The 12,592-nt window shown below is 40.4% G+C and carries 7 protein-coding genes; all 7 read right to left on the bottom strand.

Going from position 1 to position 12,592, the window contains the following annotated elements:
• Positions 1 to 482: 482 nt before the first annotated feature.
• Positions 483 to 1,049 carry a cell division protein ZapC domain-containing protein gene (locus tag QZ019_RS07040; RefSeq protein WP_294567788.1) on the bottom strand — a complete coding sequence of 189 codons (567 nt, stop codon included), beginning with the start codon at positions 1,047 to 1,049 and terminating at the stop codon, positions 483 to 485.
• 338 nt (positions 1,050 to 1,387) lie between these two features.
• Positions 1,388 to 2,413 carry a quinone-dependent dihydroorotate dehydrogenase gene (gene pyrD / locus QZ019_RS07035; RefSeq protein WP_295483593.1) on the bottom strand — a complete coding sequence of 342 codons (1,026 nt, stop codon included), beginning with the start codon at positions 2,411 to 2,413 and terminating at the stop codon, positions 1,388 to 1,390.
• A 105-nt stretch (positions 2,414 to 2,518) separates the two neighbouring features.
• The gene (gene pepN / locus QZ019_RS07030) at positions 2,519 to 5,134 is read right to left on the bottom strand and encodes an aminopeptidase N (protein WP_295483590.1); all 2,616 of its coding nucleotides are present in this window, start codon (positions 5,132 to 5,134) and stop codon (positions 2,519 to 2,521) included.
• Positions 5,135 to 5,187: 53 nt separating this feature from the next.
• Positions 5,188 to 7,290: a carboxy terminal-processing peptidase gene (locus QZ019_RS07025; protein WP_295483587.1), complete on the bottom strand. Its 2,103-nt coding sequence runs from the start codon at positions 7,288 to 7,290 to the stop codon at positions 5,188 to 5,190.
• Between the two features lie 15 nt (positions 7,291 to 7,305).
• Complete coding sequence (locus QZ019_RS07020) at positions 7,306 to 8,079, bottom strand: ProQ/FINO family protein (RefSeq protein ID WP_295483584.1); 774 nt, start codon at positions 8,077 to 8,079, stop codon at positions 7,306 to 7,308.
• Positions 8,080 to 8,366: 287 nt separating this feature from the next.
• Positions 8,367 to 11,507 (bottom strand): efflux RND transporter permease subunit, encoded by a 3,141-nt coding sequence (locus tag QZ019_RS07015; protein WP_295483581.1) that lies wholly within the window; start codon positions 11,505 to 11,507, stop codon positions 8,367 to 8,369.
• The coding region (locus tag QZ019_RS07010) for an efflux RND transporter periplasmic adaptor subunit (RefSeq protein ID WP_295483578.1) at positions 11,497 to 12,592 on the bottom strand (1,096 nt) is incomplete at its 5' end. The genes QZ019_RS07015 and QZ019_RS07010, both read right to left, overlap by 11 nt.

The raw sequence follows: 12,592 nt of genomic DNA, 5'->3' as shown, positions 1-12,592 counted from the left end.
TTTTCCTATATAACTTTTAAATTAAAATAATATTTCTTTATTTCAAATTACAATTTTCAAAAACTGCTTTTTATGGGGTTTTATATCAACGAGCTTTCAAAAAAACGAAATTTTTATCCCTATTTTCTTGAGCCAAATTCTTTAAAAGTCAAAGATCGTCAGATAAAGCAGTCCATTGACCGCCTCTTAAACATTAGATTATAAGTTTTTTGATACGCAGATGCTTTATTAAATACTCCCTATCCTTCCTGAAAATATAAGAAACAAAAAAATGAACTTAATTAAATGACAAACTTTTTCCTTTAACTTATGCGAAGATGTTAGAGCAACAAAATAAATACAAATTTTTACTAAAAATAGTTTTTCTTTGATTAGCTTTTAAATAAAATCACAGATAAAAAAATGCCTCTCTAACGGCTTTAGAAGAGAGGCAAGCGATCCAAAATTGCGGGGATCTTTCCAACTTAGGAGAAAAAATAAACTTAAGCGTATCGCGCTGTACGGGCTCCTTTTATTGATCTGAAAGCGCAAATTCTATCAGCGCTTACGCGCAACATGGCGCCAACTTTCAATAAATGCATTCCTAAATCCCATTCGCGATTTAAAAGCATTAACCGATAAAGGTTGCCGTCTGGTATTTCGTCGAGCACAAAGAAATCGCCGATCCCACCCGCTTTTCCATAAAGAGATACGACTTGCCCGCGTTTTATATATTGATTGTTACCAAACGGCAGAAAGAAACGTCCTGAAGGATTGGGGTTACGCACAAAACGACTACATGCTACCGCATTCAATCCCAAATCAAGACAAACTTCATCTTTATTTACATTTATAGCGTACAAACCTTCTTGAAAGTCAGTAAGCAAACAGGCATCCTCTATACATAAACTCTCACCGTTTTTAGGTAAAACAGCCAAATCAGAGCTTTTATACAAGGTTTTAAAGCAATAGCGTACTCCTTCATCTGATACCAGATTTATTATAAGACGCTCGTCATTGCCTTCTTTGGCAAAGCCCCACGTCCATTCTTGACCCGGAGTAAACTTCACTTTTATTACCTGTAAATGTAATTAATTTTCATGTGTTTAATTTTACATAATTCAAAAATGAAAGTAAAAGAACAATTTTGTTTTTTTGTGAACAAAATTAAATTTATAAAAATAAAGCTCTTTCCTTTATTTTTATAAAGAAAAATCCCAAATATTGTCAAAGATGCGATAACAGTTGATACTTCAATACTTTGACTTTATTAACTATATATTAAATGTTTTTTTATCTGATATTCTTTTAAAATACGCTAAAAATATTTTTATTTCCCTATTTTTAATTACAAAAAAACTGCCGCACGATGGCGACAGCTTTTCTTTATTTAAAGATTTTAGGACCTTTACAGATTTTCCACAATCTCTTTAATTACCGCAGGACCCTCATAAACAAATCCTGAATATAGTTGAATTAATGTCGCCCCGGCTTTTACCTTCTCGCGTGCGGAGATAACATCGCTTACGCCGCCGCATCCGATTAAAGGCATCTTGCCTTGTGTCAGTTCAGAGACCTTTAAAAGAACTTTAGTACTCATTTCTCTTAACGGCTCACCGGATAAACCGCCCCACTCTCTTGCGTGCGTCATTCCATGAATAACATCTCGACTGACTGTCGTATTGGTACAATTCATACCGTCAATTTCAAGATCCATGCAAACCTTGCATACGGCAGACAGATTATCGTCTTTTAAATCAGGCGCAATCTTTACAACAAGTGGAACATAACGTCCTGTCTTTTTAAACATATCATCCTGCTTGGTTTTAAGATCGGTTAAAAGCAGCTTTAAAGGTTCTGCATCCTGAAGCGCAGTTAAACCCGGAGTATTGGGACAGGAAACATTTACCGCAATATAATCGCAATAGTTATAGACCTTATCCATACATAAAAGATAATCGTCAGATGCTCTTTCAAGCGGTGTGGTCTCGTTCTTTCCGATGCTTACGCCCACTACACCCTTGTAGGTGCGCTTTATAAGATTTGCAACCAGATAATCCACGCCTTTGTTATTAAATCCCATACGGTTAATTATGCCCTTGGCCTCAAGGACTCTAAACATACGGGGTTTTTCATTACCGGGTTGAGCTCGCGGAGTAACGGTACCGAGCTCTAAATGACCAAAACCCAATGAGCCTAAATAATCAATCGCATCACCGTTTTTATCCATGCCGGCAGCAAGTCCTAACGGGTTTTTAAACTCAAGATCCATAAACTCAACCGGTCGATCTTCGACTTTTTGCGAAAACAAAGCTTTTAACGGCTCATTGGATAAAAACTTACCGGCTTTTATCGTAAGGGAATGAGCCGTTTCTGCATCAAGGCAAAAAATCAAAGGACGAATTAAACTAGGATACAAAGAGTATAAAGACATGCGGTTTATACCTCAAAAACAAAATTGCATGAATAATTCTTCATCATTAACGTGCATTATACACATGAAAAATTATCCCCGCCTTAGCGAGGATATTAAAGAAAATTAACTGTTAAGAGCAGCCTCTATCTTTTCAAACACACCGTTTGACAGATCCTTTTCACTCTTGATCCGCAAAAGCTCATTGCGAGCAAGCTCAGCCCTTGCCTCATCAAAACGCTTAAAGCTGAGCATCGGCGTCAATATACGTGCCGCCACCTGAGGATTTACCTTGTCTAAATCACGAACAACCTCAGATAACAACGCATATCCGCTGCCGTCTTTGGCATTTAATGCCACGGGATTTGATAAAGCCATAGCTCCGACAAGGGCACGAACGCGATTTGGATTGGTTTTATCAAAACAAGGATGCTTCATGAGTTTGCGCACCGTTTTAACGGTATCTTCTGACGGAGCGGTTGCCTGAACTCTAAAGAAATTATCAAAGACCAAAGGATCGCCAGACCATTTGTCTTCAAATTCTTGTAAAAGCTCATCTTTACATAAAAGGTCGTAATGTACGGCCAAAGTCAAAGCACAGAGCTTGGCGGTCATATTATCTGATCTCTTATAGTGATCTCTAACCAGCTCGGCTGCTTTTTCTTCGTCTTTGTCATCCTTAAGCTTAACAGTCATCATCTTAAGCGCCAGATGATTAAGCGATCTCTTTGACATCTCTTTTATGTTATACACATAACTGCCGGAAGCTTTAGTCTTTGCATACAAATCAGAGAATTCAGCAAACAAAGCTTTAGCTATTTCTTTTTCAATAAAAGTTCTTATAGTGTACAGCGCATCAAAATCAATCTTATGGCAAAGCTCAGTTAAAACGCTAAGCGAAGGAATATTTAAGACCTGACAAGTCAAAAGCGGATCGCCGTTTTTATCTGATAGGACATGACGGAAAGCTTCGATAATCGACGCAGGAACCGGAAGTTTATCCGATGATTCCAAATGATTTTTAACAAAATTATTAACCAAAAACTCTGAGCTGTTCTTACGGATAAAAGGATCCTCGCAATATTCAAGCATCAGCTTGTAATCATCATCACTATAAGGAGCTTCAAGTTTTATCGGAGCGGAAAAATCTTTAAAGAGAACCGGAAGAACATCCTCATCACAAGTAAAAGTAAAGCTTTCTTTAGCTTTAGTAAACATTATGATGCCGTTTGCCGAAAGTTCAGGAGGAATAATCTCTTTACCGTCTCTTGTTAAGAACGAAGTTCTAATTGGAATTACCACCGGATCTTTTTCTTTTTGATTTAAGGTAGGAGGAGTATTCTGTTCCAAATTTAAAGTAAGCTTCTTGTCCTTTGCGTCAAATGCCCATTTAGCTGTGACTACCGGGGTTCCTGCCTGACTGTACCAACGGGTAAACTGAGTTAAATCAACGGCAGAAGCCTCTGACATTGCAGCTAGAAAATCATCAACGGTAACAGCCTTGCCGTCATAACGCTCCAGATACAAAGCAAGACCTTTTTTAAAGTTTTCCTCGCCGATTATGGTATGAAGCATGCGAATGACTTCAGCGCCCTTGTCATAGATAGTTACGGTATAAAAATTATTCATCTCCATAACTTCTTCAGGACGAACAGGATGTGCCATCGGGCTTGCATCTTCGGCAAATTGGGCACTGCGGATAACATCTACGGCATGCAAACGAGTCAAGGCACGTGATGCCACGTCGGAGGAAAATTCCTGATCGCGAAATACGGTCAAGCTTTCTTTTAGCGACAACTGGAACCAATCGCGCAAAGTTACTCTGTCACCGGTGTAATTATGGAAATATTCATGACCGATAACGCTTTGTACGTTAAAGAAATTAGTATCGGTGGCGCTTTTAGGGTCAACTAAGACATAAATTGAATTAAAAATATTAAGTGATTTGTTTTCCATCGCGCCCTGATTGAAGAAATCAACGGCAACGACCTTAAAGTTATCCAAATCATATTCAAGATTAAATCTGTCTTCGTCCCACTTCATGGACTGCTTGATGCATTCCATAGCCCACAAACCGCGCTCATAAGCGCCTCTGTCAACATAAAGCTGTAACGAAACTTCTCTTCCGCTTTTGGTTTTAAAAGTATCTGACACCAAATCAAAACTGCCAGCAACCAAAGCAAAAAGATAAGAAGGCTTAGGGAAAGGATCCACCCAAGTGCAATAACGTCTACCCTGTTTTTCACCGCTTTCTACCAGATTGCCGTTTGACAGTAATACTCCGCAGCCTGACTCCGGTCCGATAATCGTAACTTTATATTTGGCAAGAACATCAGGACGATCCAAAAAATACGTGATGCGACGAAATCCCTGAGGCTCGCACTGCGTACAAAAACATCCGCAGGATTTATAAAGTCCCATCAACGAAGTGTTCAATGCAGGAGCAATAACGTTCTCAATTGTAACGTCAAACTCATCAGGAACATCTTCTATAACAAGCTGACCGTTTTCTTCACTGTACTTGCACACAAGTCCGTCCACAAATACGGAATGAAGCTCAAGATCTTCACCGTCAAGACGTAAAGGAGCTTTCTTGTCCTCAGTTAATCTTACGTAATGAGCAGAGTTTTTAACAACGGTGTAATTATCGGAAAGGTTAAATTCAAGTTCTATTTCGGTAGCGGTAAAATCAGGAGCACGGTAATCAAGACGCTTTACCGCTTTATAGTTATTGTTTTTCATAGATTTTTCCTTTATAGAAACAATCGGCAGAAACTCTGCCGATTTTTAACGTATTACTGTCTGTCAGTGCCTGAAGATGCTTTATGATCTTCAGCGACGGATGCAACCGAGAAACGAGTGAATATCGGAGTTGTACGCGCAAGATACCGCTTTTGATCCACTAAAGAAGCAAAATCATTGGCGATAGCTGCAGCTTCATCTAAAAGAGCATCGGGAAATTCAAAATCTTCCGGCAAATCCTTAATATCTTTTATAGGCTTTTTGCCTATGCTCTTAAGTCTTTCATTAACTGCATTAAGGCGATATTTTTCGTCTTCCTGCTGCATTTTTCTGCGTTCGGCAAGATTTACGGACAAGGTTTTTTCAGCTTTAAGCTTCAGATAACGATCCATATCCTCTTTCATGATCTTAAATGCAACGTCATCCTTAATTCGCTCTTCATGCATACGCGTTAAATCGTTTACATAAGCGTCAATATTCAAAAAACCTTTATAATCGGACGGAGCGATTTTATCCCAAGCCAAAGCATTAGGTTCCGAGCGCTCACCGAACTCGCTGTCATCTACTAAAGGAGGGAATGCGATATCCGGACTTACGCCCTTTAACTGAGTTGAAAGACCCGATACTCGATAAAACTTGGCTATCGTGTAATGAATCGATCCTAAATCAGCATTTGAAAAATCATAAACTCGGGCAAGCGGACGATTTTGCTGAACTGTTCCCTTACCAAAAGAGGTATCTCCGACGATAACCGCCCTGCCGTAATCACGCAAAGCTGCAGCCATAATTTCAGAGCTAGAAGCGGAAAGACGATTGATTAAAACCACCAGTGGTCCGTCAAAATCAATTCCGTCATCCTCATCAAACTGCGGTAAAACATTACCGACGGCATCACGGATCTGCACTACAGGTCCGTCTTTAATAAAAAGACCTGTTGATAAAGTGGCTTCAGGCAAAAGACCGCCGCCGTTAGAGCGCAGATCAATTACCATCGCCCTTACTTTTTCACGTTTTAACTTGGCTATTTCTTTTTTAAGATCTTTATTTAAATCGGTATAAAAACTCTTGATGGAAATAACGCCTACTTTATTGCCGTCAACAGTCTTGACCTCTCCTTTTGCCGCGCGTTCCTGAAGCTTGATTTTATCGCGGACAAGCTCAACAGAAAAAGTTTTAGCTCCGGCCCCTTCACCGCGTTCGATTTCCAAAGTGACTTTCGTGCCTTTTTTGCCCTTAACTTTCTTTACGACATCAGTAAGACGCCATCCGATGATATCTTCATAGCTTCCGTCTTCCTGTCTTACGCCCACGATTTTATCCTTGGGCTTTAATTTTTTAGACAACTCGGCAGGAGATCCCGGAATTAAAGAATTAATGACCGTAAATTCATCTTCTGATGACAAAACGGCACCGATTCCCTCTAAGGAGAGGTTAATATCATCATTAAAGCTTTCACTGTCCTCAGGACTTAAATAACTTGTATGCGGATCGATTGCCGTGGCAAAAGCATTTTCAAAAGTCGAAAAGGCATCTTCTGAAGTAGTCTGAGCCAAGCGACCAAGCGCTGCCTCATAACGGCGTTTTATTCTCTCGCGAGCTTTTTCATCGGTTTTATCATTTAAAATCTGGTTAACATATTCGTTTTTAACCTCAGCCTCCCACTGCTTACGAATATCTTCCTGAGAGGAAAAATAAGGACTCTTACGGCGATCTATCTCAACCTGTTCCTTTCCGGATACATCAACGGGATTTTTAACGTAATCAACAAAAAAAGAATACTTTAAAAAGCGACGCTTTAAATTATCGCTATATAAAGATAAAGGATAAGACAAATCGCACTTGCTTACGGCATCAAGGATCTTATCGCTGTTTTTGTAAATTTTGCTGACTTCATCTTTCGTGTACAGGCTTTTATTGTAATCAAGAAAAGAAAGATATTGATCGATGATGTCATCAGCAAAATCTTTATTTAACTCAACTGGTTTGTAATGCGCCCGCAGAAAATAATTAGCGGTACGGGAACATGCCGTTTTTTGAGCATTCTGCAATGAAAGTACTGGTAAATCATCTATTGTCGGAACGGTAAGCTTCGCTTCACAGACAAATGCCTGTGACAATAAAACCGCGGCAACCGCGACACAAGTTAATTTCCGCACCTTCAAAAATCCTTTTTATTCCTTTCTAAGCATCACGCGTGCTACCGGTACGCAAACGGTAAGACCGGTATCAAGAGTGATAGTAACGGTATTCTGTTTCGGCTCTTCGCTTACCGATCCTTTAACAAAACGATTATTGCTTGAAACAAGGACGGATGTTCCTTTTACCAACTCTTCGATTTTGGCAGGAACAGGAGCATTAACCGGTTTTGCCGTAGAGCCGGGCTTTGTAAAAGCAAAACGACGCTTTACTCTTACTTCGCTTACTACTTTCTTGGACTTAAATCCGCCTTTAAATCCCAGCTTCTTGTCATTTTTAGCAAATTTTGGCTTGTTTACCTTTAACTTAAGCCTGTTTTGCTCTTTTAACTTCTCTAAAACAAGCTTCTTCTGCTCTTGAGAATAATCTTCGTGCTCTTTAGTAACTTCAGAAACTTCATTACCGTCAAGATCGACACGTTTGGTTCCCTCTTTTACCGCATCAAGATACTGAATTGAATAAGTATACTTGCGCACGGCGGCACGGATTTTGGATAAAGAAACTCCGTCAAGATCAGCGATTCTATCTTTTAAATCGTTAATAATGCCGATTTTAAGCGGTTTAATTTCTTCTTGCTGTAAAGAAAAAGCTTTAGGGAATTTCTCACATAAAACAGCTATCGCTTTCTGAATGCTTTCGCGACGCAAAGCCTGCGGGTCTTTCTCTGCCTCAGGCAAAGCAGAATCTGCTTTTGCATTTTGTACTTCAGCTGTCACTTCAGCTTCAAGTTTCTTTTCCTGATTTTCCACTTAATAAACCTCAAAAATAAAATCTAAAAATTAAATAAAAACCTGTAGCCTGCCATTTTACCCAAAAACATAGAAATAGCGCCATTATTCAAGCATAAAGCACAAAAAAACCTCAATTAATCCATATATGAATGAATATTTTTAAGTCAAAGAAAGAAAAATAATCACTAAAACTGAAAAAATGCTACGAAACTATCCGATATAAAGATAACTATTAACGCTGAAAGATAATTTTTTAATAAACCTTAATAACAGTTTTCTAGAGGTATTTCAATAATTGTCAATCTTTAACTTTTCCATTTAAAAGCTCGTTTTCTTAATTTTTCATCAAACAAAAGACTTACGCACACAAAGAAAACCGGTACCATCAAAACTCCTAAAACAGTAGCAGATAAAGTGCCGCCCACTACACCCGTTCCAATTGACTGCTGACTTGACGCACCGGCACCGTCTGCGGCCAAAAGCGGCAGGACACCTAACAAAAAAGCCGCCGAAGTCATAATGATCGGGCGAAAACGTAATGCCGCCGCATGTTTTGCCGCTTTTAACAAAGTTTGTCCCTGCATGCGGAACTGATGCGCGTACTCGACAATCAAAATCGCATTTTTAGCGGCAAGTCCACCTGTAGTCAATAATCCCACCTGCAGATAAATATCATTCTCAATTCCGCGAAGCCACACAAGACCTAAAGCACCGAACGCACCTACCGGGATTATCAGAATTACGGCAAAAGGAATCGACCAGCTTTCATAAAGAGCGGCAAGACAAAGAAACACGATAACCGCGGAAATGGCAAACAAGAAATGTGTATGGGAACCTGTAAGCTGCTCCTGATACGAAGCTCCGCTCCATGCGTAGCTGTACTGCCCCGGATGTGAACTTATGACCTTGGCAATCGCATCCATTGCTTGTCCTGAGCTTACCCCTGTTGCCGAGTCACCTTCAATAAAGATAGAAGACGTACCGTTAAAACGATTTAACTGCTGCGGACCGAAAGTCCATTTATACGATCCGATAGAGTCAAATCCTACCATTTTGCCTTCATCATTTTTAAAATAAAGGCGCGACAAATCCTCAGGCATTGAACGAAATTGCGGCATTGACTGTACATAAACTTTTTTGATGCGCCCTCTGTCAATAAAATCATTGACGTACTTTCCGCCCCAGGCTATTGAAATATTTGAGTTAACGTTATCGGAATCAAGATGATAAAGCTTAATCAGCCTGTCATTTAATACGACTTCAAGCTGCTTTGAGTCATCAAGCACGTTTGTTCTGACGTTATACAGCATCGGATCGGCGTTTGCAGTATCAATTATGTCATCAATATCCTGCATAAATTGTTCATGGGAATTACCCATTAAATTCTGCACATTAACCTGAAAGCCCGACGATCCGCCCATACCGCGAATCGAACTTGGCAGGGATACTGTAATTTTGGCATCAGGGATAGTATCAAAATAAGCTTTAGCCCTTGCCAAAATAGCTTGGGCACTGCCTTCTTTTTCTTCTCGTTGATCCCACGGTACCAATTTTACATTGGCTGTTGCCGTCGACTGACCGAAAGAACCGCCCCTGCCGTGACCTAAAGTCAGCATAATACCTTCAACGTATTTACTTTCCTTGGTTAAAAAGTAATCCTCTACCATGTAACCTACTTTTTCAGTCATCTCATTGGTAGACCCGGTAGGTAAGGTAATTTTTACCGACATGATGCCCTGATCGTCCGTCGGTAAAAACGATGACGGAATAAGGCTGAACAAACCGACGCAGGCTGCAGATAACACAGCAAGCAGCAACATTACGGTCTTTTTATAATGCAGTGCCCGATTTACGCCTTTTTTATAAAGTGAAGTAAGAGCGGAAAAAACCGTGTCAAACAAAGACAAAACGCCTTTTTTAGCTCGTTTATGCGGATTACGGTGTCTTACTTTTAAAATTGAAGCGCAAAGCGACGGAGTGACGACCAAAGCGGTAACTATCGACATCAGCATCGCGCTTACGATAGTAACTGAAAATTGGCGGTAAATATTGCCTGCAGCTCCACCGAAAAAGCTCATCGGCACGAATACTGCCGCTATCACCAAACCTACGCCAAAAAGTGCCGATGAAATTTCCTGCATCGATCGAACGGCTGCTTCATACGGAGTAAGCGCAAATTTATAAATAAGCCGGTTGACGTTTTCCACCACCACAATTGCGTCATCCACCAGAAGTCCGATGGCTAAAACCATCGCAAACATGGTAAGTGTGTTTATCGAATAACCGAAAAAATATAAAACCACCACGGTTGCACACAAAACAATCGGGATGGTTATAGTTACCACCACAGTTGATCGGATATCGCGTAAAAACAACAAGATAACCAGCGACACTAAAATAAGTGCTTCAACTAAAGTTTTACCGACTTCATATAACGAAGCTTTAACAAAAGGCACGGTATCATAAGGAATTACGTATTCAAGCGACTCGGGAAAAAGCGGACGCAGTCTTTCAAGTTCTGCCGCGATGCGGTTAGCGGTCTCAACCGCGTTGGCTCCTTCTGTAAGGTTAATCTCCAAAGAAGCCATGGGCAGATGATTGTAGTTGGCAAAAACCGTATAACTTGCCCGACCCTTTTCAACTCTTGCTACATCTTTTATATAAACGGTACCGCCGATTTCATCGCTTTTTAGCAATATGTTCTCAAACTCTTCAGGTGTTTCAAGCATATGGCGGGATTTTACGACTACGTTTAACTGTTGTCCGGGAACTGCCGGCATAGCACCCACCTGACCTACTGAAATCTGTTTATTCTGCGCTTGAATCGCATTGACCACGTCCTGCGGCGTTAATGCATAAAAATGCAGCTTGTCCTGATCAAGCCAAATGCGCATTGCATACTGAGAGCCGCGAACGTTTACGTCACCTACGCCGTTTAAGCGGGAAATCGGATCCTGCAAAACCGAAACGATAAAATCACCGATATCCTCCTGCGTTAAAGATCCGTCCTTGGTATAAAACGCAATATTCTGCAATACGTCTTCTGAAACCTTACGAATTCGTACACCGTTTTGCTGAACTTCATCAGGAAGCTTTGACATTGCCATATCAAAACGGTTTTGTACCTGCATCTGCGCCACATCGGGATTTACCGACTGATCAAAAGAAAATCGGACATTAACGTTGCCTTCTGAATTTACCGTTGTGTTGAAATAGAGCAAATTATCAAGACCGGTCATCTGCTGCTCTACGACCTGCGCCACGGAGTTTTCCAAAGTCTCGGCAGATGCTCCGGGATATGACAGCGAAATACTGATAGTAGGAGGAGCAATATCAGGGAAACGTGATAATTTTAAAGAAGGCAAAACGATTAAACCCAAAATTACGGTTAAAATCGCAATGACCCAAGCCAGTACCGGGCGATCAATGAAAAACTTACTTAACATCTTGTGCGTCCCCTTCAATTGAGACGATCATGCCCGTTTTAAGCTTCTGCGTTCCGTTTACGGCAATTTTATCCCCTGCTTTAACTCCGCTTAAAATAATCCAGCCGTAATCACACAATCCCTGAGTAAAAATTTCCTGGCGTTTTACTTTGTTTTTTTCGTCAATAACAAAAACATAAGAACGTCCCGCTGAATCCTGCGTTACTGAAGCAGCCGGCACAACTACCGCATCTTTTTTTATGGGACCTGCAAAATACGCTCTTACAGCCATTCCGGGCAGCAAAATCTGCTCAGGATTATCAAAAACCGCTCTTAATGTGACATTGCCTGATACTTCATCAACCTGAACTTCGGTTAAAGATAATTTGCCATTTGTAGGATAGCGGCTGGCGTCATCAAAAAATAAAGAAACTTCTTCGCTTTGCTTTTGATTGCTGACCAAAGATCCGTTTTGAATTTGCTGTTTAAAAGTTCTCCACTGTGCCGATGACTGCTGAACGTCAACATAAACTTTAGATAAATCAATAATTGACGCTAAAACATCACTTTGATTTTCCGTAACTAAGGCACCCGCTGTAATATTACTTTTACCGATTCTTCCTGAGATAGGTGCTCTGACCTTAGTATATTCAAGGGTGGCTGCAGCTTCATCAAGCTCTGCTTTTGCCAATTTCTCATCGTCAACTGACAAAGCGTAATCTAATAACCTGTCTTCATAATCCTGACGGCTTACGGCGTGCTGCGCAACGAGTTTTTCATAGCGCCGTAAATTTCTTTCCGCCTGTTTCCTTTGATCAACAGCCTTGCTTAAAGCAGCTTTTGCGTAATCATATTCAGCTTTATATAAAGCATCATCGATTTGATAAAGGGGCTCTCCTTTTTTAACCAAAGAACCTTCAACAAACAAACGTTCTTTGACAACCCCGCTTACCTGCGGTCTGACATCGGCTCTGGCGTAAGCATAAACACGCCCGTTTAAACTAAAAGACTGAGCGACATCATAAGTCTGTACGACTTTTGCTTTAATACTATAGACAGTCGTTTTTTTAGCTAAATTTTCCGTATGCTGAGCATCACAGCCGTTA

It is taken from the genome of uncultured Succinatimonas sp., assembly GCF_905203285.1.
In the GTDB taxonomy this organism is placed as follows: Bacteria; Pseudomonadota; Gammaproteobacteria; order Enterobacterales; family Succinivibrionaceae; genus Succinatimonas.
This window is presented reverse-complemented; position numbering and strand designations above follow the sequence as displayed.

Coding starts and splice junctions, on each gene's coding strand:
- QZ019_RS07015 (WP_295483581.1), bottom strand. CDS start 11,507: ATGTTAAGTAAGTTTTTCATTGATCGCCCGGTACTGGCTTGGGTCATT.
- pepN (WP_295483590.1), bottom strand. CDS start 5,134: ATGAAAAACAATAACTATAAAGCGGTAAAGCGTCTTGATTACCGTGCT.
- pyrD (WP_295483593.1), bottom strand. CDS start 2,413: ATGTCTTTATACTCTTTGTATCCTAGTTTAATTCGTCCTTTGATTTTT.